We start from the raw sequence: 22105 nt of genomic DNA on the forward strand, positions 1-22105 counted from the left end.
CAAAGATTTTGCTTTTGTTGTGGTATAATTTGTGAAAATGAAAACCCCCTGCTTAATAAGGGGGGCTATAAACCCAAGGGTTTTGATGTCGAGTAAATGGAGTGTCAGCTACCAAGTGGAAGTCGTAGCGGACTCTACTCCCCAAAGTGTCCCCGAACCGAGTGCTGTGGGGACGCTGGCGTTTCTCGGTCTTTGGGGATTAAAAGGTATAGGTTCGCGCAAGGGGTGAGAAACTGGGTTTCTGGGTTGGATTGGGGGCGATAATGCCACCCATCCCTGGGGCGATCGCCTTTACCATAGTCCATCATTACCTCAGCGATCGCTATTCTAAAACTCATCATCTTCATCTTCTGCCTCAATCTCCATATTCACAATCTCTCGCCATAATGACACCACCGACTCATCCACACCTGCTGCCATTAAACCCGCCAAAACTTCCCCTGACTCCACTTTCAACTCTGGAAAAGTCAGCAATAACAATGCTAAATCTCGCCAGTCTGTCCCCGCTTTTGGTTTCCCCCGTCGCTGATGGTAAGAAATTACCTTACTCACTACCAACTCTACAGGAGCCATTACCAATACCTGCTCAATACAACGATGAGCGGGTAAAACCTCCACCTGCCGAATATCAACCAGATGACGATTTCCAGTCTTCTGCACTTGGTATAAGCGATAACCTTGTCCTTCCTTCACCTGTCGCACTCGCACGGCAATGTAAAAGCGTTCGCTTAAGTATCCTCGTAACTCCTCTGCCAGAGCTGCTGCTTGTGGAGACAGTACATCAATATCCTGAGTCATACGAGGCTCGCCAACATAAGCATTCACAGCCTGCGCTCCAAAAACAACCCCATCTTGGCGATCGCGTAAAAACTCAAATACCGCACCATGTAATGTTGCTAATGGAAAAGATTCGCGATTCATAAATTCTTGAAAGCTCAAGGCATCTGCACTAAGTACCATAACATTCAGCTCCCTCCCTATCTTCTTCATGACTATACCAGCGATCGCTCCCTTTATTGAGCATCGGAAGTTAGGGCTACAAACCCGGTTTCTGAGTTGGGTTGGGGGCGATAATGCCACCCATTCCTGGGGCGATCGCTCTCCAAAACGTTTAGCGATTTCCTTTCCCTCTGAAATCGCCATACAATGGATTGATGTCCAACCCCAATCGAACTATCCACGCACGCTATGCTGATGGGACACCAGTATTTGCAGGACAAGAACCAAAGCGCTTACTGGGTGGAAATCGACCTCTACCCGATCCGAGAGCGATAGGGCCTCACTCACAACTGCGATGGGATACCATTAACCATAGAATCTATCAGGCTCGTGAATTTGATGCCAATGGTTATCCAGTCCGCGATATTGACTTTACCAGCCCAACCTATCGCAATGGTAATCCTCGTCCCAATCATACCTCACCCCCTCATCAACACCTGTGGCAAGTAAATGACCCACGAATTGGCCCCCGGTCTGGTTTTAAGAGACAAGGGGGTGGCGGTTTTCCCTTAAGTTCACCTTAAATACAAAGAGGCAAAACTATGCAAGGCATTACAATTACTGACCAAACAATGGATGGTTTCTTAACAGTTAACCTGATTGATATCCTCCAGCAAATTACTCCGAAAGTCCTCAACTCAAACTGGAAAATTTATAACCTAGAGTGTTTAGGGGCAACCGCAGATGAACTGTGCCAAATTTGTGATCAGGAACAACAGATATCCGGCGCATTGTTATTACAATTGGCGACAGACATCACTCAAGTGATTGATGGTAAATTTGAAGCCTACGATTTTAATAAAACTCAACCTTGGTTAATCATTACCGCAGTTGATAGTAGTGCTTACGACGTAGAAACGGTCGATGAAAAGATTCTCGATCGCCTTCGGAAACAGTTTCAACAGGTTACTGACTTTCCCAGCTTACTCACTATTTGATTCCAGCTAGATGGGGGTTGAGCGTCGGAAATTATGGCAGAAACCCGGTTTCTTTGTGGGGTTGGGGGGCGATCGCTCCCTAACTCAAGCTATAATTAACCTAGCCTTTGTACCATATCCAGGCAATTCAACCATGTCATTGATGACCATAAAAGACTTAGAACAAGTCCAGGCCAATCTCCAAGCATCGGGTCGAGATTACCGGGTAGAACTGGAAGATGGGAAAATCATTGTTATGGGGCCTTCAGATATTGTCTCTAGTGAAATTGGATCGATCTTTATTAGCCTGCTGATTACTTGGGTTTATCCTCGGAGTTTAGGACGAGTCTTTGATTCCTCCGGTGGCTTTATCTTACCCAATAGCGACTTGAAAGCACCCGATGTTTCCTTTGTCCGTGCAGCACGACTCAAAACCACCCCTCGTTATTTCGGCGATCTGGTTCCCGATCTAGTCGTCGAAATCAAATCTCAGAGCGATCGCATCCAACCCCTAGAAGACAAGCTCAAATTATTCCTCAGTCTGGGAAGTACAGTCGGTCTCCTCATCGATCCCGATCTACAAACCGTAACGGTTTATCGCTCGAATGCTCAACCCATTATTTTACAAGACCAACAAGAGTTAACTATTCCCGAACTCTTACCCGGTTGGTCAATCCAAATTAACCAAATTTGGCCCCCTGTTTTTACTGATGAATAGAGAGGTAAAGAAACCCGGTTTCTGGGTTGGGTTGGGGGCGATAATGCCACCCATCCCTGGGGCGATCGCTTTTGCTACAATTGGTAGATAGTTCTTCACAAAATCAGACCAATGAATATTACCTTAAAGAGCGAACAAGCTGAGTTAATCCAACAACAGATTAATAGTGGAAAATACCAGACTCCAGAAGAGGTCATTGCTGAAGCTTTACAATTACTAGATCGACGAGATCGAGAGTACGAGAATTGGGTAGAAGAAACCCGACAGAAAGTAGATATAGCCATTGAAGAACTCAGGCAAGGTGAAGGTATTGATGGTCAAGTTGTTATTGCTCAACTGAAAGATAAACTGAAGCAAGCCCGTCAAAGTTAACGATGAATCGTTACATCATCGCTCCTTCAGCTAGTCGCGATCTCAATGAGATTATAGATTACTTTATCAAATTACTGATGATACTCTAGAAATAGGGATAATTTAAAAAGTATTCCGGTTGAACCGGTTTAAAACGACCATAGGTCTAACCGGAGGCGGCTAGACCTAAACTAAGCATTCTTGAGAAACTCTAGTTTTCAGGGTTTTACGAGTTAAAAAAGTGAACAAATACAATCAACTTACTACGGTTTTCATATTTCGCAGCCATACCCTTTAGGCTTTCCCATAATCCTGTCTTTCCGGACTTCAGGTTTGGCTTAACCGCTGACTTATGCAGGGGGTTTGCCACTGGTTTGAGGACTACGTTCAACTGCGACTGGACTCTAGAGGATAGACACCGGTTCTAGAACCCAAATGCAATGGTTTTAAGTGCTTGCTTTGGTGTCTATATTGTTTACAATAACATAGTTTTTTCAGAGTGCCAGCCTTGTTTACACAAATTTAGGACTCTTTACAGAGCGCAATATAGCGCCTTGCGCGGTAATTAGGTAATGGGTAATAGGCGCTGTAGTTATCGACAAGAGATTAAGTATAATGACTGATTTTTCCAGGATGTTTTAATGATGAACTCAACTCAAAGAATGGGGATTAATCCAGTATCCGTGCTGCTTCTCAGTGGCGCACTCCTGCTGAGTTTGGCAGGATGTGGCCCTTCTCAAGGGCCACCCGATCAGAAGGAACAGATAACTAAGGGGGAATGCGATCGCCCGGATGCGATGGATGAGCGATATTGCGATCGCAATCAAGATCTCGTTGCCGATCCCCCAGACAACCCCGATGAATGGGTCAATCCAGACCCCCTAGTATTTGCCTATCTACCCATTCCCAACGCAACCCAATATGAATCCGTTTGGACTGAATTTATGGCCCATCTCTCCGAAACTACAGGTAAACCGGTTCAATTCCTAGCCCTAGAGTCCAAAGCTGACCAAATTAAAGCCTTAAAAGAGGGTCAACTCCACATTGCAGGATTCAGCACCAGCACCGTTCCCATTGCCGTAAACCAAGCCGGTTTTGTCCCCTTTGCCATGATGGCCTCCTCGGATGGCACATTTGGCTATGAAATGGAAATCATAACCCATATTTCCAGCCCCCTGGAAACCCTAGAAAACCTATCCGGTCGTCAATTAGCCTTTACGGATACGAACTCCTATTCGGGATACATTTTACCCCGCGCTCTCCTAGAAGCGGGCTACGATCTCAAACCCGATCAAGACTATACCGCCCTATTTTCGGGGTCTCAAGAACAGTCTATCCTGGGTATCCAAAACCAAACCTATGAAGCCGCAGCGATCGCCAATGATGTCCTGCAACTAATGTGTAATCGCCAGGAAGCCGACTGTAGTCAATTCCGCTCCCTCTACCAATCTCAAACCTTTCCCAATGCGGCCTATGGTTATGCCCATAATTTACATCCAGAACTGGTGAAGGCGATCGAAAAGGCTTTTTTAACCTTCAACTGGTCAGGAACTGGCTTAGAGCGTGAATTTGCTGGGACAGGAGAGGATAAATTCATCCCCATCGACTACCAAATCGACTGGAGCCAGATCCGGACAATTCAGGAGGCACAAGGCATCGATTACCAATTGCCTCAAGATTAAATGCTCTATGGGATAACCGAAATTGAGTTATCCCTTGATATACAAACTTGGTTACAACGGTAGATATTGAACTTGGTTAACTAAATCTTCTGGTTCGCTTGCTTTAGCAATGATTTCTAAATCCCGCACACATTCACCAACCGTTAGATACTGTTGATGTCCGTAAATCACTCCGCTAAATTTTCCTCCCTCTTGCTGCCGAGAGTTAGCTATTACTAAAAAATCATCATCTTGGGTAAAAATCACACGATTAAGTTCAGTGGAGCGATAGAGTAAAATTGAGTCAGGAGTACCAGTTCGACCATCTTCTTGTACTGTCAGAACATCTATTCCACGCAATTTTAAACCATTGGTAATTGCTCGACGAACATGCTCATCCATGTAGAGGGCAATGGTCATTTAATTAGACCTTGATTGCGGAGTTTTTTAACCAAAGCAGATTCACCAGCTTCTTGGCGCAACTTTTCAACCCTCTCAAATCGTTCCTGAATATCAGCATCTAGTTGTTCTTTGTTATCCCAATAGTAAGCTAATGCTGAATAAATTTGGCTCATGCTTAAATAGGGATGTTGAAATTTAATTTCTTCAGGACTCCAGCCAAAAGCAAGATGACCGGCAATTAATTCAATAACTTTCATCGTTGTTCCCGCAATATAGGGAACGTTACTTTCATTCAATTCTATGTATTTGTATTGAGTAGAAGTTAAGTTCATTAGGGTCTCCTTACTTAGTTGAGTATAGATTCTGTAGGGGCGCAAAAATGTTTCACCCCTACAGAATCTATACCCCTTAGACTACGCCGATATTAACTGGGACAAAGCTATTAACAGAAAAAGCAGTTGGTGGGGTATTGGCGACAATACCCAAAATTTGACCCGATGGATTGACGCGAATGACCGTATTTCCGGCCACATTTTGCAGCAATAAATTCTGGGACGTTAAGCCACCTGTTAAGCCAATGCGATCGACTCCGACTTGGAAATCGGCGATAAAATCAGCTTGTTCAATTTGATTGACTGCTGTGCTGGTACGCAAAACAAAGATATCTGCTCCGGAGCCGCCAAAAAGGATATCTGCGCCAAAATCGCCACTTAGGGTATCATTGCCGTCACCGCCATTCAAGGTGTCATTCTGCTGGCCGCCATAGAGTAGATCGTTACCTAAATCACCAAAGAGTTGATCGGCTCCCTGGTTACCATAAAGGGTATCCTCATTCTGGCCGCCTCGGACGACATCATTGCCTTGACCGCCATACAGCAGGTCATTACCCGCATTACCATTAATAGCATCATTGCCTTCATTACCATTAATGCCATCATTTCCTGAGCCACCAGAAATTACATCATTGCCTTGTAAACCGGAAACTTGGTCATTTCCAGGCCCGGCATTAATTACATCATTGCCTGCTGTACCAAAGATGTTGTTATTTCCTGAATCACCAGGAGCAGGTGTAGGACTAGGACTTGGGGTGGGAGGAGTAGGATTAGAAGGAGGCGCAACCGGATCAGAAGGCGTGGGAGTTGGGGTGGGGGTTGGGGTTGGCGTGGGAGTCGGTGTGGGAGTTGGCGTGGGTGTGGTATCGTTATCGGCGATCGCCGCAGTCACACTCGCCAGAGTAATATTATTAAAACTTGCATCCGTGCTAGTGCTGGTATGGCGAATCACACTACTATGGTTGCCTTCTGCTACTGTATCATCCACCGCTCGTACCGTTGCCGTTTGTGGCGTATTCCAGTTGGTGGGAGTAAAGGTAAAGCTCGATGGGGTGATCAGGGCCTGGCCATCAGGAACCACAGAAACGATCACATTGGCAGAAGGTTCACGAGTTAACACCACCGTATAATCGTCCGTTGCTCCTCCTTCAGCTAAATTCGTGCTACCCCCAGATTCCACAAAGCTAACTGAACTATTCGGTGTTGGAGTCGGAGTCGGGGTTGGAGTCGGAGTTGGCGTTGGAGGAGAGCCATCATTATCCGTGATGGTAGCGGTTACCGTTGGCACAGGGGAGTTGTTGTAACCGGGATCGCTCGGAGCATTGACCGTATGCCCAATGGTGCTACTGTGGGTTCCCTCTGCTACATTATCATCCACTGCTGTGACAGTAACGGTTTGGGCAACATTCCAACTGTTCGGCGTGAAAACAACTGTTGAGGGTACGGCTGTAGATTGATTATCTGCGGCGACGGAAACAATCACATTACCGCTTGGTGGACGACTTAGGCGTAGAGTATAGGTATCAGTATTCCCCCCTTCGGCGATCGCCGTATTCCCCCCAGACTCCTGTAAAATCACCCGTCCGACTTCCGCGTTGACGACGGAGACATCACTGGGATCGATGCCGTTATAGGTCGTATCTGTACTGGTCGCCGCCGCCAGCAGTACCTGATAAGAAATATCGCCATCCTCAATATTATCAGGAACTCCGGTAACAGTAACGGTTTGCGCCGTATCCCAATTGTTAGGTGTAAATACCAGATTTTGAGGGGTAACTGTTCCTTCTGTGGTATCACTACTGCTGACTGGAATGGTCACATCTGCCGTTGGCTGGGTATTCAGCACCACTGAAAATTGGTCAGTATCTCCCGCTTCCGTTGTCGTCAGTCCCGATGTGGGATTCACTGTAATGCCAACAATATCATTATCAGTGTTCGTGACAGTAACTTGGCCGGGGTCAAGGGTATTATAATTATTATCACTACTGCTGGCGCTGGCGGTAATGGTATACTCAACATTTCCATCAGCAATTTGATCATCAACCCCAGTCAGGGTAACAGCTTGAGTGACATTCCAGTTTTGGGACGTAAAGGTTAATGTGGCTGGAGAGACCGTCCCTTCAGTGGTGTCATTACTGGTAAGATTTACGGTTACATTAGCAGTGGGCTGGGTATTGAGGGAGACATTAAAATTCGCTGTTCCCCCGGCTTCTGTGGTGGTTAATCCCGTCTGAGGCTCCAGTTTCAAACCCGGAATATCATCATCCAAGATTTCTAGAACCGTGGTACTCTGCTGACCGAGTTCCGCATTACTGAGGTTATCCAGGTTGAAATTAACCGTTTCTGTGGATTCAGTTTCTTGATCTTGGAGAATGGTAACCGGAACGGTTTTAGTGGTTTCATTGGGATTAAAGGTGACGGTGAGGGGGAAGTTGCTGTTTTCATAATCCCCATTGGCTCCTCCGGTAGCCGTTCCCCCGGTAATATTGACTCGTACTTGGGAGGTGACATCTAAATTACCCGTGCGGTTGAGGGTGATTTCACCATTGACGAGAGAGCCATCTTCGTTGACTTGATAGGTGGCTTCTGAGAATTCAATCAAGGTATTGGAGACATACCGTTGGGCGTAGATTCCAGTACCATCACCATCTTGCCCTTGGCTTTGCCAGGCGATCGCCAATTGCCCATTATCAGAAATGGCGATCGCCGGATTATCCTGATCGTTTGCTGTCTCAGTATTGACCTTAAATTCTGCACCTTGCGGTTGTCCTTGGGAATTATACTGCCGAGCGTAAACTCCGTCTCCACTGCCATCTTGGCCAGCGCTTTCCCAAGTGATAAAAAAGCCCCCATTATTATCCATGGTGACTTCCGGCGATCGCTGGTTTCCCGTAGTAAAGGTATTAACCTGAAACTCACTCCCTACAGCCGCCCCATTACTATCGTAGCGTTGGGCATAAACCCCTGCCTCGCTCCCATCTTGACTGGCGCTCTCCCAGGTAATGACAAACTGCCCATCATCATTGATCGCCACCGAGGGACTGCGCTGATCGTCAGCCGTAAAAGTATTTACCCTAAATTCCCCTCCTACTGGGCTGCCATTGCTGTCATAGCGTTGGGCATAAATTCCAGCACCACTGCCATCTTGTCCGTTGCTCTGCCAAGCAATAATAAAATTGCCGTTGGCATTCATGGCTACTGCGGGGAAGGATTGAGATCCATTGGTGGTAGCATTGACTTTGAATTCTCCACCGGCTGGTGTCCCGTTGCTATTGTATCGTTGGGCGTAAACTCCGCTCTCGCTCCCATCTTGGTTATTACTTGTCCAAGCGATCGCAAAGCTACCATTGGGACTCATGCCCAGACTAGGAGCAGTCTGGCTATCATTAGTGGTGGCATTAACCTTAAATTCGCCCCCTTGAGCAGAGCCTGCACTATTGTAGCGTTGGGCATAAATGCCGTAGCTGCTGCCATCTTGTCCACCGCTCGTCCAGGCGATCGCAAAATCCCCATCGGAGTCAATGCCAATGGTTGACTCATATTGGAAACTATCAGTAAAGGTATTAACTCTGAATTCTCCACCCTGAGCAACCCCTGCATTGTTATAGCGTTGTGCATATACGCCAGATTGAGGATCTCCTGCTTGGAAGTAGCTTGTCCAGGTAACGACAAAATCACCGTCGCTGTCTACGGCGATCGCCGGAAGATGTTGAACACTTGCTGTTGTCGTATTAACTCTAAATTCTGAACCAACCGGATTGATAGCCATTAATTTTCTCTCCTAGAGCAATAAGGGTAAATGCAAGAAATAGGGTGCGATCGCACCAGGTTATAGATAATCTGTTTGGAGTCAATGTTATCAACAGATTTCTCTTTTGGAGAACATCACCACAGAGTTTAATAATTACGGGTGAGAGGATTTTTGATTTTTATGAATGTGCATTGATATTGAGCGATCGCACCGTGCGATACCCAGCATGATCGCCTCCCATCCTAGAGTACCCAAATTTCCTCTACCCTGGATCGCTAGAATCTCGTATTTCTGAGGACGGACGCAACCAATAGGCAAAGTCAGGAGCAGTAAACGCTTGGCGAGTCGCGGGTTTTTCCAGATTTAACAGGGTAGGACGATTGACTCCAGCCAGGACTTGGATATCATACAACTCTTGAGTCCCACTGGAAAAGGTGAGGCGGCCGATCGCCTCTCCAGTTTCCACATTAATAAGCGCTACACCACAGATGAGATGAGGAAATCGCGTTTGCAGGGGCAGTCCCCCAAAAATAGCCGTTTCGCGAATTTGGGATAGGGCAACCAATGCCGTATTTCCCACAAAGGCTAGACCGCGACCAAAGCCAGGTAAAGCACAAACCACATCGTAAGTGCAGGTTTTAGGATCGATGCGCCACAGTTCCCCCGTACCAGAGTTGAGCATCCATAAATACCCCTGATACCATCGCGGAGAATGGGGCATAGACAGACCGTCTAGAATGATTTCGTTGCTCTCTACGTCCAGAATAATGCCGCCTGTGGCTTTATTCGATCGCCATCCCCCAACAGTATTCGTTTTACCCAGAGCAGTGACATACTTGGGTTTTCCGTTAACCATAGCTAGGCCATTCAAGTGGCAGCGATCTTCCGGCGCAAGTTCAGTGATAAACGGGGGTTGCCATCGAGGAACAAAGCTAAAATCAGGGCTGAGGGTGGCTAAACAGGAGAAGCGAGTATTGACGATCCAAATGTCCTCTTGGCCAAAACTGAGGTCATGGATATTCAGATCTCCTGTCCAGTAGCTAACGCGAGGTAAATAGAGGCTATCATAACGCCCCGGTTGATGCTCTAGGTAGTGTGTGGCTAGGGTGGGGGAGTTAGCACAGAGGATCACTTGATGACGGGTGGCGATCGCCAGACGATCGCCGGATACAGCCAAACCCATGGGTTTATCAAACTGACGCAAGAGTAAATTAACCTGCTGTCCATTCCATCCCATGATCGCCACACTCCCGGCTTGATAGGTGCTTAAAATCAGACTATGATTAGCCTGAGCAAGCCATTCGATAAAGCCAGGATCGGCATCACAGGCGATCGCCGTATTCGGGGGAGAAGCCAGTTGGGGGTCAAGAGTCATAGGAATGTTGGTTCAGAGTTTTCCAAGGGCGATCGGATGAAATCCGATTTTATTGTTATAACTAAGCTGTAAGTCATTAATTTTTGGTAAGAGGGGGCTGCACAGCGTGAAGGTCTTATTAATTTATCCCGTATTTCCACAAACCTTTTGGTCTTATGATACCCTCCTGGACTTAATCGACCTGAAAGTGCTGTTTCCCCCGTTAGGATTAATCACGGTAGCGGGCATTTTACCGCAAGAGTGGGAATTTAAATTATGCGATCGCAACGTGCGCCCCGTCAGCGAAGCAGAATGGGAATGGGCCGATCTAGTTATCCTCTCAGCTATGATCGTCCAAAAACAAGACCTCATTGACCAAATTCAAGAAGCCAAAAAACGAGGTAAATTAGTCGCAGTCGGCGGCCCCTATCCCACCTCCGTCCCCGACGAAGCACAAGCGGCTGGAGCCGATTTTCTCGTCTTAGATGAAGGAGAAATCACCCTACCTTTACTCGTCGAAGCCTTAGAGAAAGGAGAAACAAGCGGCATCTTAAGAGCCACAGAAAAACCCGACGTAACCACCACCCCCATTCCCCGATACGACCTGCTAGAATTCGATGCCTATGACTCCATGTCCGTGCAATTTTCCCGTGGCTGTCCCTTTCAATGTGAATTCTGCGATATTATCACCCTCTATGGTCGTAAACCGCGCACCAAAGACCCCCAACAACTCCTAAAAGAACTCGACTACCTCTATGAATTGGGTTGGCGCAGAGGCGTATTCATGGTCGATGATAATTTTATCGGCAACAAACGCAATGTCAAACGACTCCTCAAAGAACTCAAAGTTTGGCAAGCAGAACATAGCTATCCCTTCAGATTTAACACCGAAGCATCCGTTGACTTAGCTCAAGATCCAGAACTGATGGATCTCATGGTCGAATGCTATTTTGATGCCGTCTTTTTAGGCATTGAAACCCCAGATGAAGACAGCCTAACCTTAACCAAAAAATTCCAAAATACAAGAGGCTCTCTAGCCGAAGCCGTCGATACCATCACTCGCCATGGTTTACGCCCCATGGCTGGATTTATCATTGGGTTTGATGGAGAGAAAAAAGGAGCCGCCGATCGCATCATTCGCTTTGTCGAACAAGCCGCCATTCCCACCGCCATGTTTGGCATGTTGCAAGCCCTACCCACAACCGCCCTATGGGATCGCTTAGAAAAAGAAGGACGGCTCTTTTATGATGGCAGACAAGATATCAATCAACGGACATTAATGAACTTTATTCCCACTCGTCCCATTGAAGAAATTGCCCAAGAATTTGTGGATGCTTTTTGGACATTATACGATCCAGAAGTATTTTTAGACCGCACCTATCGCTGTTTCCTCAAATTAGGAGCGCCCAAGGCAACTCCTCCAGCCAAAATCCCCAATTGGAAAGATATACGCGCCCTAAGTATTGTGGTTTGGCGACAAGGCTTTAAACGGAAAACGCGCTGGAAATTCTGGCATCACTTATTCTCAATTCTGCGACAAAATCCTGCCGTTTGGGAGCATTATTTAATCGTTTGTGCCCATATAGAACACTTTATGGTCTATCGCACCATTGTTCGAGATGATATTCAGGCGCAACTTCAAGAGTTTAAGCAGAAACAAAAACAACTGCAAACCACTCCATCTGTTCTCGATTCACTTGCTCATTCTTAACTCAGCCCTGAGATCCTCAGACCTGAATAGGAGTCTCTGGTGAACCCTAGGTTGACCCCAAATGTTCCTTAAACCAGAGGCTCCTGTTCTCTGTTCCCTTTCATGGTATCATAAGTCAGCTTAACCCCTAGACTTGGTAACCCCTAAATCATGCCCACTCGTAACCTTTCCAATCGCCCAATTCTCCTTGGCATTGTCGGTGATAGCGCTGCTGGTAAAACTACCTTAACGAAGGGAATCGCTCAAGTTCTTGGAGAAGACAGCGTTACTGTGATTTGTACAGATGACTACCACCGATATGACCGTAAACAACGGGCAGAAATGGGCATCTCTGCACTGCACCCCGATTGTAATTATCTGGATATTATCCAACAACATCTAGGGCTACTGCGAACCGGTCAACCCATCCTCAAACCCATTTACAATCACGATACGGGGATGTTCGATCCCCCCGAATATATCGAACCCAAACGGTTTGTGATTGTTGAAGGACTCTTGAGTTATTCCACTCGCGTTGCCAGAGATAGCTTTGACGTTAAAGTTTATCTTGCTCCCCCCGAAGATCTCCGCAGTCAGTGGAAAGTTAAGCGCGATACCCGCAAACGCGGATACACAGAAGAACAGGTCATGGAGCAACTCCGCAAACGGGAATCTGACTCAGAGCAATTTATCCGTCCCCAACGACAATGGTCGGATATTGTCGTCAGTTTCTATCCTCCAGAAGATCGAACCGAAGAAAACGACCTCTTATTAGATGTGCGTTTAGTCTTGCGTCCTACCATTCCCCACCCTGATTTTACCGGTATTTTGGAACCGAGCCGATCGCACCTCAGTTCTGCTATCCGTCTCGAATTAGACCGGGACATGAATAAGCCCGTTGATGTCCTAGAAGTCGATGGTCATGCCACAGATGAACAAGTCAAAGAACTGGAAAAAATACTCTGTAGTGATGTACCTTATCTAGGAAAATTCTGTAGTTTAGAAGGCAATGAAGAAATTGGGAAACTGGTGGGCACAACCGGCGAAATTCTGCAAAGTTATCCCTTGGCACTCACTCAACTGTTGATTACTTATCATATGTTGAAAGCCGCCAATGTTTACGAGTAAATCTTTATCCTCCTGTAGTGAACCAGTTGCCCTCATCCCCCAGCCCCTTCTACCGTAGTAGGAGAAGAAGAGAATAAGTCCCTCTCCTGTGGGAGAGGGATATAGGGAGAGGGCATGATTGCTCTCAATTTTTAATTTTTAATTGAAATGACGTACAGTATCCGGATGCTGGATCTGCCCACCAGCGAACGCCCCCGCGAGCGTCTAATTGAGCTAGGAGCGAGTCATTTAACCGCAGCCGAGTTAATTGCCATTTTGTTAGCAACCGGGCAAGGCAAGGGCAAATTATCGGCCATGGGATTAGGACAACATCTGTTAAAAGAACTTACAGATGGGCAGCGCGACGCTCTAGAAGTGCTGCGAGATATTAGTCCCCAAGAATTAACTAAAATTCATGGTATTGGGCCAGCTAAAGCCACCACCATTTTAGCCGCCATCGAATTAGGAAAACGGGTGTTTGAATGCCGACCAGTCAAGCGAGAAATCAATAGTCCAGATGAAGCGGCGGCGGTTTTGAGTCATCAGTTAATGTGGCAAAATCAAGAAAAGTTTGCTGTGATATCTTTGGATGTTAAAAACCAAATTTTAGCCACTAAAGTGATTACCATCGGCACAGCAACGGAAACTTTAGCCCATCCTAGAGAAATCTTTCGAGAAGTGATTCGTCAAGGGGCAAGTCGTTTGATTATTGCCCATAATCACCCTACGGGAAGCACAGAACCGAGTGAGGAAGATCTGGAGCTAACGAAACAGTTATTACAAGCGGCTCAATTGTTAGGTATTCCGTTGTTAGATCACTTGATTTTAGGTCAGGGTTCCCATCAGAGTTTGCGTCAAACTACGAATTTATGGGATAATTATCAGGAGTTCGGTTAAGCTTTATTTACTGAACGGGTTATTGTTTTTATTTTATATAGCGTTTTGAAGCAATCAGCATTTTGCCCTCATCCCCTAACCCCTTCTCCTGCGGGAGAAGGGGTACAAGTCCCTCTCCCGTGGGAGAGGGATACAGGGAGAGGGCAAAATCTGGTCTATGCAAAAATTGATTAAAAATAGTATTGTGAATGAATCATGCTACAAATTCCGCGACAAATTGCCCAAGAATTAAACCTCAATCTCTCTCAAGTGGAGAATGTGCTGGAACTGCTGCAAGAAGGGGCGACGATTCCCTTTATTGCTCGCTATCGGAAAGAAAGAACCGGCTCGCTTGATGAAGTGCAGTTGCGAGAAATTGCTGACCGCTCTCTCTATCTCTCGGAACTGGAAGCGCGGAAAAAGACGATTTTAGAGTCGATTGAGAGTCAAGGAAAACTGACGGATGAGCTAAAAGCGCAAATTGAGAACTGTGAGCAGAAAACGGAACTGGAAGACCTGTATCTGCCCTATAAACCGAAGCGCAGAACTCGCGCTACTATTGCGAAGGAAAAGGGACTCGAACCCCTGGCGCAATTGCTGCAAGACTTGAATCGTTCTCAAGGTTCGGTTTCGTCTTTAGAGGAGTTGGCTCAACCCTATTTAAATGCAGAAAAAGGGGTGGAGACGGTGGAAGAGGCGCTCAAAGGAGCGGGTGATATTCTTGCCGAACAAATTGCGGAAACGGCGACTTTGCGGGCGCAAGTTCGGGAGCAGATGATAAAAACGGGGGCGTTTGTTTCCCAAATCAAGAAGGATTATCCGGAGGGAACGACAAAATATGAGATGTATCGCGATTATAGCGCTCCAGTGAGCAAAATTGCGGCTCATAATTGGTTGGCTTTGTTGCGGGGAGAGGCGGAGAAGGTTTTGAAGCTGGATTTGGACTGCGATCGCGATAAAATCCTAGAGACCTTAGAAGGCCAGATTCTCCGTACCCGTAACCGGGTGTTGCGTCCCTGGTTTCAGGGGGTGATTGAGGATAGCTTTAATCGCTTGATGAAGCCGTCTTTAACCTCGGATATTCGCAGTGAGTGTAAATTGGCGGCGGATATTGAGTCTATCCAAACCTTTGAAACGAATCTGCGGGAGCTGCTGCTTTCTCCTCCAGCAGGAATGAAGCCGACGCTGGCGATTGACCCCGGATTTCGCACGGGGTGTAAGGTGGCGGTGTTGGATGAGACGGCGAAGTTTCTGGAGTATCAGGCGATTTTTCCCCACCAGGGAGAGCGGAAACGGCAGGAGGCGGCCCAGGTTATGGTGAAGCTGATTGGGAAGTATAGCATTGAGTTGATTGCGATCGGTAATGGTACGGCTTCCCGCGAAACGGATCAATTTGTGACCGAAGTGTTGCAAAATTTAGAGCGCAAACCGATTAAGGTGATGGTGAATGAATCGGGGGCTTCGATTTATTCGGCTAGTGATTTGGCGCGGGAGGAATTCCCCGATTTAGATGTGACGGTGCGGGGTGCAATTAGTATTGGTCGGCGCTTGCAAGACCCGTTGGCGGAATTGGTGAAAATTGACCCGAAATCGATTGGCGTGGGGCAATATCAGCATGATGTGGATCAGAAATTGCTGAAAAAACAGTTAGACGAAACGGTGGAAAGTTGCGTGAATTATGTGGGGGTGGATTTAAATACGGCTTCGATGCAGTTGTTGTCGTTTGTGTCGGGAATTACGCCCACCATTGCCAAGAATGTGGTGAAGTTCCGGGATGAAAATGGGGCGTTTAAGAATCGTCGTCAGTTGCTGAAAGTGTCGAAGTTAGGGCCGAAGGCGTTTGAACAAGCGGCGGGGTTTTTGCGAATTCGTGAGGGTGAGAATCCGTTGGATAATACGGCGGTGCATCCAGAGAGTTATGGCATTGTGGAGCAGATGGTGCAGGATCTGGATTTGCCGTTGGCGAGAGTTGGAGAAATTGCGGATCGGGTGAGTAAAATTCGCTTGGAAAACTACAGGACGGAGGCGATCGGATTGCCCACGCTCAAAGACATTGTGAATGAGCTTCAGAAGCCCGGACGCGACCCTAGAGCCAAATTTGAATATGCGACGTTTAGAGAGGGCATAAACGAGATTACAGACCTAAAAGAGGGGATGATTTTAGAGGGGGTGGTATCGAATGTGGTGAATTTTGGTGCGTTTGTGGATATTGGGGTACACCAGGATGGGTTAATTCATATTTCTGAAATGGCGGATCGTTTTGTGAGCGATCCGAAGGATATTGTCAAGGTGGGACAGGTGGTGAAGGTGAGGGTTTTGGAGGTGAATGAGAAGTTAAAACGAATTGGTTTGTCGTTGAAGGTTTAGTCCTGATTTCCCAGTCCCCTTCACCCTCCCTAGTGGAGTTGAGGGACTTAATTATTGAGGATTAATTCCAACTCTTCTGGGGTAAAGGAATGAATTAAGTTCACCAGGTAAGGATCGATGGTAATGGAATCGGAGTAGGCAGCCGTTAAATAAGGTTTATAGCTCTCATCATTGAGTAAATGAACCTTGAAAAAGGCCACAGCCAGAGCGCGAACATAAGTTCCTACAATTTGCGGGTCAGGTTCCACCAGTTCTCCCACTTGAGGCACTAAAGACATGGTGAGCTTGGTGAGTTGTTCGGTGTGGGAGCTACCGTAGAGAAGACAGAGATATTTATGGGTTGTGGTTAACCAGGTAAAGGGTTGAACTTGTTCAAAGATCAGGGGAGTAACCGGATCGCTGTCTCCACCAGCCATTAATACCGGAATATTAATTTTTGCCATTCCTGATTGACCGAATAAGCGGCTAACTGGGTTCAGAAGATAAATGGCTTTGACGCGGGGATCGTGTAAGGTATGCTGTTGATATTCTTCAGATTTTAGACTGAGAGCGCGACATTGCAAGCGCAAGGCAACATCTGCCGATCCTAAAATTTGTGGGCAATGCTGTTCTAGGGTAGGAAAATCAATGGTTGCTCCGGCTAAAGCGAGAGCTGTATAGCCGCCAAAGGAATGACCTCCAACCCCAATAGTGTCTAAGTTTAGGCGATCGCCCAATTCTGAGCGGTTCCGTCGCTCTAGTTCGTCGATCAGAAATTGAATATCGAGGGGACGATTAATAAATTCCAAGCGCTCGAACACTTCAAATTCTCGACCTGTGAGCAAGTTTTGCAGATGTTGCAAATCGCTACCGGGATGTTGGGGAATGGCAACGAAAAACCCATGGGAAGCCAAAATTGATCCGCCGCGTATAAAGTGTTCGGGGTGGCTGGCTAAACCGTGGGAAATAATCAAAACCGGGAGTTTTTCGTTCTTTTTATGTTCGGGAATATACAGATCGACATAAAAGCGGCGATCGCGCTCCTCATCCACTAATTCGATTTGCTTCGTGGTAAACTCCCTCTCTCCCGGTTCGCGAATATCCGGGAGTTGCTCATAGTCAATATCGGCTTCACTTTGGATTTCTTCCTCTGCTTTCAGTTCAATTTCAGCCACCACTTGATCGGTCGTTTTAATCAAAGTCTCTAGAGCATTTCGCAGGACAAAAATTTCATTAGCATTGACGCGCAATTGACGAGTTGGAAATTTTTTCAGGAAATTTAACAACGTCATCCCCTCTGGATCGGCCGCTGATAAAACTAGGGCTGCACGGATAGACGATCCGCCATTAAATCGGGAATCAGTTTGTAATATTTTTCCTAAATCGGTGATGATTCCCCGACCCATGGGAGACGAGAAAAACTTAGAAATGGCAACCGGCCCAACTTCAACATCTCCAGGTAATCCTGCTTCTAAAGCAGCCTGTGTTTCTAAGGGAGAGATCAGCACTTGCCGAAAATTCTCTTGTCCCTCTGGGGTCAGAAATTTCAGATAAAAACCGAGTTGGTCGCTCACCGCACCCGTCTCAGCAAAGGACTCTAGATCCGAAACAGATAAATAAAATTCTAAAAGTCCATAATTTAAAACAATTTGTTCCGCACTATAACTAGGTAGAGCAGTAAAAATTGCTGTTGATGCACTTAAAATGACGGCGGTTATACTCTGGGGAATTCCTAAACTTTTAACCTTTCCCCAGATTCGTGACCCACTTCTAATTTTCATAGAAAGGAAACTCCTGAAATTTGAGAATATGACTGTTTCTAATATACTGAGTTTGGGACTCTAATCCAGAACAGTCAATCCTATAGCAGAGCAGGTTGGGTTGAAGCGGGCAAGATGCCCGCACTCCTCGAATTCTTTAGATACAGCGCTTCGCGCTGTTAAGTAATCAGTAATGAGTAATGAGTAAGAAAGTCCCTCTGAGTGTTGTGTAATATCAAATCATTTACGCTACAGATCTCTGTAGGGGCGGGTTATACCCAAATCTTGTAGACTGACGACTATTTTTGTATTCATGTCCGCTTGCGGAAACCCGCACGAACCTACTGGAGTGGGAGCATCTTGCTCCCTGGATGTTTAATTAGGGTATTTAATCCGACTTGATATGAGTTAGCGCATCACTAAGAAATCACGTTTGACCCCATCTGCGACCTCTAAAACCATTTGTCTGGCCCATCGATCGGCTTCTAGGATATCCTCTAGAGAGGGATGAGAGGTATTCTGGTGGCGATCGCACACTTGTTCTATTACCTGGGGAATCTCTAAAAAGCCGATTTTCTCGTCTAAAAATAAAGCCACCGCTTGCTCATTAGCCGCATTTAATACCGCAGGCATCGATCCCCCAGCTCTCCCGGCAGCATAGGCTAATTGCATACAAGGATACTTATCATGATCCGGGTGTCTAAAGGTTAAATTGCCCGCTTTGACTAAATCTAAGGTTTCCCAATCGGTATAAATTCGCTCTGGCCAAGAGAGCGCGTAAAGCAAAGGTAAGCGCATATCCGGCCATCCCAACTGCGCCAAAACGGAAGTATCTTGAACCTCAATCAAGGAGTGAATAATACTTTGGGGATGAATGACAATCTCGATGTTGTCGTAATCCATACCAAACAAGAAATGGGCTTCAATCACCTCTAGACCCTTGTTCATCAGGGTGGCTGAATCAATGGTAATCTTGCGTCCCATCGACCAATTGGGATGTTTCAGGGCATCACTGACCTTGGCTTGGGCTAATTTTTCTACGGGCCAATCCCGGAATGCCCCGCCAGATGCGGTTAAAATAATCTTACGCAACCCTCCTTGGGGCACACCTTGCAAACATTGGAAAATTGCGGAATGTTCGGAATCTGCGGGTAATAATTTTACACCATATTCTTCGACCAAGGGTAAGACCACTGGCCCACCGGCGATTAGGGTTTCCTTATTGGCTAGGGCAATATCTTTACCAGCTTTAATGGCAGCTAGGGTGGGCAGAAGTCCGGCACAGCCGACGATTCCGGTGACCACACTTTCGGCATCACCATAACCAGCGACTTCGACGACCCCAGCTTCTCCAGCGACTAAAATGGGTTGGGGATCGACTGAGGCGATCGCCGCCTTCAATTCAGGCAATTTATCGGGATTACAAATAGCTACAATTTCCGGTCGAAATTGCTCAATCTGTTGCGCCAGAAGGGTAACATTATTACCGGCTGCCAAGCCAACAATGCGAAATTGATCGGGATGTTCAGAGACAATATCAAGAGTTTGAGTGCCTATCGAACCGGTGGAACCAAGGAGAGTAATTGCTTTCACGGATTTTTGTACAGAATCGGGGATCACAAAACCCACTATACCAGTTGAGAGTTAACCGTTGATAGCTTCTGGCGATCGCAGAGAAGATAAAAATGGGCTAAGTTTTGATCGGTGATGGTGTATTGTCCTGCACTTGGTCAAGGATTTTCAGCACTTCTTGTTCAAAGGTGACTTGAGCGCGGTTGGTTTTTCCGCCCACATAAAAGTTATCTCCGCTTTGTAGTGCCCAGATTTGAGAGTGGGAAAAATAACTCATGACGACAGCAATCATTAATAGCCCAAATCCGGTATACACAACGGGAATACCAGGATCGGCTTTAATTTGTAATCCGGTGCTACCCAGGACTTCTAAAACTTTTAGGGTAACCCCATTTACTTCGATGTCCATACCCTGGCGCACGGTTCCGATGAGTTGTCCTTGATTATCGTAAACGACGAGGGTTCCCTGTAAATCTTTGGTGACTAGGGCGACTCCTTCGCTCATGTCGGGTTTGGTGGGTATCCAGGTTCCCCAGATTCTGCCCTCGGTTTGAATGGGCAGTTGGGCCATGGGAATCTTGAAGATGGGAGAGTTATTAATTCTGACTTTAACAGCAGCGATCGCCCAATCGGCCTGATACAAGGTTACCCCCCGATAGCGCAAAGGCTGATTCACATGGATTTCTTCGCGCTTGACTTCTTCGCCCTGATTATCTAAGACGGATAAATCGGAATAAAACTGCTCAATTCTGCCTTCTGGACTATAGTCAATCCAAAAGCGATTCACCCGCACTGACCAATCTTTGGGGACTTGGGATTGGGCAAAGGGCCCGGCTTCGATGATATTTTTAATTTGGAAGGTGTCGCCACTGGGAATCATTTCTTGGGCCATAAATCCGGTGAGGGAGCCTAAGATGGAACCGGCTAGGATAATCAACATACTGGCATGAACGATAATGGGGCCAATTCTGCCAATGATGCCTTTGCGAGCGTAAAGCATTTCGCCTTCCCGAAAGACGCGATACCCATATTGTTTGAGGATAGGTTCTAGTTGGTCATTGGAGCCTTGATTGAGTTGGGTACTGAGCGCCAGATTTTGAAATTGTTTGGGGGTTTTGTAATAGCTCCACCGGTTAGCCGCTTTCAGGGTGGGCAGTTGGCGGGTAAAGGTGCAAGCGGTTAAACTCGATCCGAACCAGACGAGCAGGGCTAAAAACCACCAGGTGCTATAAACATGATCTAAGCCAATGGTTAAGAGGACTTTCCAGGAGAGGAAGCCAAATAGGGCGGGGTCTTCGGGGTAGTTGGCTTGGTAAAATTCGAGAGATTGCCCCTGTTCTATGACTGTACCGGAAATGCTGAAGAGGGCGATCGCCAGCAGCAGGATAATCGCTAATCGTAAATCAGCTAAGGTGGGCAGGACTTGTTTTTTCCACCATTGCAGGGGGTTGAAGGGGAGCGGAGCAGAAGCATTTTGATCGGAAGTCATCAGAACATTAACTAATCGGTACAAGACGAGACAGGAGCGAAATTACCCCAAATCCTACTAATAACACGCCACTGGTAGGAGTGATCCATCCTGACCATTGCCGCAGGGCTAACAGTTTTTTAATCGAAGCGGTGAAGGTTCCCGCGAGTACCAGGGGAGACACATAGCCAGCAGTATAGGCAAGGAGTAAACCGCTACCGAGGATCGGGTTTTGGGTGGTGGAGATCCAAGCCAGCAGCGTGGCGAGGACGGGGGTGCTACAGGGGGAGGCGACTAAGCCGAAGGTTAAGCCGATGAGATAGGAGCGCACACTGTTGGGGAAGTTAGGCGAAATCCAATCCATGCCCCCGGAAGCGGGCAGTTGCAGGGGTAAGGCTTCCAGGAGATTGAGTCCCATGAGGATGGCGATAATACTGACGATAATGGGTAAGCCGATACCGATTTGACCATAGACTTGACCGACGAGGGCGGCGACGACTCCGAGGAGGGCGAGGGTGGTGGCTAAACCGGCGGCAAACCAGAGGGACTGAATGGCTGATTGTAGGCGGTTTTCGGTTTCGTAGCCGCCGATATAGGCAACGGTGAGGGGCAGCATGGAGAGCATACAGGGGGTTAAGCTGGTGAGCAGTCCCGCGATAAAAATGAGACCAATACTCACAGGATTGAGGTGAGCCAGTTGCGTATCGACGAGGCGATCGGCGAACTGTTGCAGGTGATAGAGTTGGGTTTCGAGCATATCCATTAAAAATTTTCAGGTCGAAGACAGCCGAAAAAATTAAA

General features: G+C 46.9%; 20 protein-coding genes. 10 read left to right on the forward strand and 10 right to left on the reverse strand.

The genetic code is table 11. The features are described 5' to 3' along the window. Window positions 1-134 precede the first annotated feature (134 nt). On the reverse strand, window positions 135-338 hold the full coding sequence (locus PMG25_RS08240; RefSeq protein WP_283766420.1) for a hypothetical protein: 204 nt from the start codon (window positions 336-338) through the stop codon (window positions 135-137). Beyond that, window positions 328-960 (reverse strand): nucleotidyl transferase AbiEii/AbiGii toxin family protein, encoded by a 633-nt coding sequence (locus PMG25_RS08245; RefSeq protein WP_283766421.1) that lies wholly within the window; start codon window positions 958-960, stop codon window positions 328-330. Before PMG25_RS08245 ends, PMG25_RS08240 begins: the two co-directional genes overlap by 11 nt. 28 nt (window positions 961-988) lie before the next feature. Between PMG25_RS08245 and PMG25_RS08250 the strand changes: the two genes are divergently transcribed. From PMG25_RS08250 to phnD, 6 genes are all read left to right on the forward strand, one after another. After that, window positions 989-1195, forward strand: coding sequence for a hypothetical protein (locus PMG25_RS08250; RefSeq protein WP_283766422.1), 207 nt, complete (start codon window positions 989-991; stop codon window positions 1193-1195). After that, complete coding sequence (locus tag PMG25_RS08255) at window positions 1155-1523, forward strand: hypothetical protein (protein ID WP_283766423.1); 369 nt, start codon at window positions 1155-1157, stop codon at window positions 1521-1523. Before PMG25_RS08250 ends, PMG25_RS08255 begins: the two co-directional genes overlap by 41 nt. 18 nt (window positions 1524-1541) lie before the next feature. Further along, on the forward strand, window positions 1542-1937 hold the full coding sequence (locus PMG25_RS08260; protein WP_283766424.1) for a hypothetical protein: 396 nt from the start codon (window positions 1542-1544) through the stop codon (window positions 1935-1937). 133 nt (window positions 1938-2070) lie between these two features. Next, entirely contained in the window at window positions 2071-2634 is a 564-nt protein-coding gene (locus PMG25_RS08265; RefSeq protein WP_347178777.1) for a Uma2 family endonuclease, read from the forward strand. A gap of 111 nt (window positions 2635-2745) precedes the next feature. Beyond that, on the forward strand, window positions 2746-3006 hold the full coding sequence (locus PMG25_RS08270) for a ribbon-helix-helix domain-containing protein (RefSeq protein ID WP_283766426.1): 261 nt from the start codon (window positions 2746-2748) through the stop codon (window positions 3004-3006). 620 nt (window positions 3007-3626) lie between these two features. Next, window positions 3627-4667, forward strand: coding sequence for a phosphate/phosphite/phosphonate ABC transporter substrate-binding protein (gene phnD / locus PMG25_RS08275; RefSeq protein WP_283766427.1), 1041 nt, complete (start codon window positions 3627-3629; stop codon window positions 4665-4667). A gap of 51 nt (window positions 4668-4718) precedes the next feature. On the opposite strand, the gene PMG25_RS08280 is transcribed toward phnD, so the two are convergent. The 4 genes from PMG25_RS08280 to PMG25_RS08295 form a co-directional block, all read right to left on the reverse strand. Beyond that, window positions 4719-5066, reverse strand: coding sequence for a DUF5615 family PIN-like protein (locus tag PMG25_RS08280; protein WP_283766428.1), 348 nt, complete (start codon window positions 5064-5066; stop codon window positions 4719-4721). Next, window positions 5063-5380, reverse strand: coding sequence for a DUF433 domain-containing protein (locus PMG25_RS08285; RefSeq protein ID WP_283766429.1), 318 nt, complete (start codon window positions 5378-5380; stop codon window positions 5063-5065). The genes PMG25_RS08280 and PMG25_RS08285 overlap by 4 nt, the downstream gene beginning before the upstream one ends. Window positions 5381-5456: 76 nt before the next feature. Continuing rightward, complete coding sequence (locus tag PMG25_RS08290; protein ID WP_283766430.1) at window positions 5457-9149, reverse strand: Calx-beta domain-containing protein; 3693 nt, start codon at window positions 9147-9149, stop codon at window positions 5457-5459. A gap of 244 nt (window positions 9150-9393) precedes the next feature. Continuing rightward, entirely contained in the window at window positions 9394-10506 is a 1113-nt protein-coding gene (locus PMG25_RS08295; RefSeq protein WP_283766431.1) for a TIGR03032 family protein, read from the reverse strand. Between the two features lie 106 nt (window positions 10507-10612). On the opposite strand from PMG25_RS08295, the gene PMG25_RS08300 reads away from it, so the two are divergent. The 4 genes from PMG25_RS08300 to PMG25_RS08315 all read left to right on the forward strand — a co-directional run bounded on the left by PMG25_RS08300 (window position 10613) and on the right by PMG25_RS08315 (window position 16525). Continuing rightward, the gene (locus PMG25_RS08300; RefSeq protein WP_283766432.1) at window positions 10613-12196 is read left to right on the forward strand and encodes a B12-binding domain-containing radical SAM protein; all 1584 of its coding nucleotides are present in this window, start codon (window positions 10613-10615) and stop codon (window positions 12194-12196) included. Between the two features lie 150 nt (window positions 12197-12346). Then, a complete protein-coding gene (locus PMG25_RS08305) occupies window positions 12347-13303 on the forward strand; it encodes a phosphoribulokinase (RefSeq protein ID WP_283766433.1) in 957 nt (318 codons plus the stop codon). Window positions 13304-13450: 147 nt separating this feature from the next. Beyond that, the gene (gene radC / locus PMG25_RS08310; protein WP_283766434.1) at window positions 13451-14179 is read left to right on the forward strand and encodes a RadC family protein; all 729 of its coding nucleotides are present in this window, start codon (window positions 13451-13453) and stop codon (window positions 14177-14179) included. Window positions 14180-14374: 195 nt separating this feature from the next. Beyond that, complete coding sequence (locus PMG25_RS08315) at window positions 14375-16525, forward strand: Tex family protein (RefSeq protein ID WP_283766435.1); 2151 nt, start codon at window positions 14375-14377, stop codon at window positions 16523-16525. Between the two features lie 47 nt (window positions 16526-16572). Here the strand turns inward: PMG25_RS08315 and PMG25_RS08320 are convergent, their stop codons facing one another. The 4 genes from PMG25_RS08320 to PMG25_RS08335 all read right to left on the reverse strand — a co-directional run bounded on the left by PMG25_RS08320 (window position 16573) and on the right by PMG25_RS08335 (window position 22067). Next, on the reverse strand, window positions 16573-18285 hold the full coding sequence (locus PMG25_RS08320; RefSeq protein WP_283766436.1) for an alpha/beta hydrolase: 1713 nt from the start codon (window positions 18283-18285) through the stop codon (window positions 16573-16575). 387 nt (window positions 18286-18672) lie between these two features. Further along, window positions 18673-19857: a 1-deoxy-D-xylulose-5-phosphate reductoisomerase gene (gene dxr / locus PMG25_RS08325; RefSeq protein WP_283766437.1), complete on the reverse strand. Its 1185-nt coding sequence runs from the start codon at window positions 19855-19857 to the stop codon at window positions 18673-18675. A 97-nt stretch (window positions 19858-19954) separates the two neighbouring features. Further along, window positions 19955-21325, reverse strand: a complete 1371-nt coding sequence (locus PMG25_RS08330) for a cytochrome c biogenesis protein (protein WP_283766438.1) — start codon at window positions 21323-21325, stop codon at window positions 19955-19957. Between the two features lie 7 nt (window positions 21326-21332). Then, window positions 21333-22067 (reverse strand): cytochrome c biogenesis protein CcdA, encoded by a 735-nt coding sequence (locus tag PMG25_RS08335; RefSeq protein WP_347178776.1) that lies wholly within the window; start codon window positions 22065-22067, stop codon window positions 21333-21335. Window positions 22068-22105 lie beyond the last annotated feature (38 nt).

The organism is Roseofilum capinflatum BLCC-M114 (assembly GCF_030068505.1).
Taxonomy (GTDB): Bacteria; Cyanobacteriota; Cyanobacteriia; order Cyanobacteriales; family Desertifilaceae; genus Roseofilum; species Roseofilum capinflatum.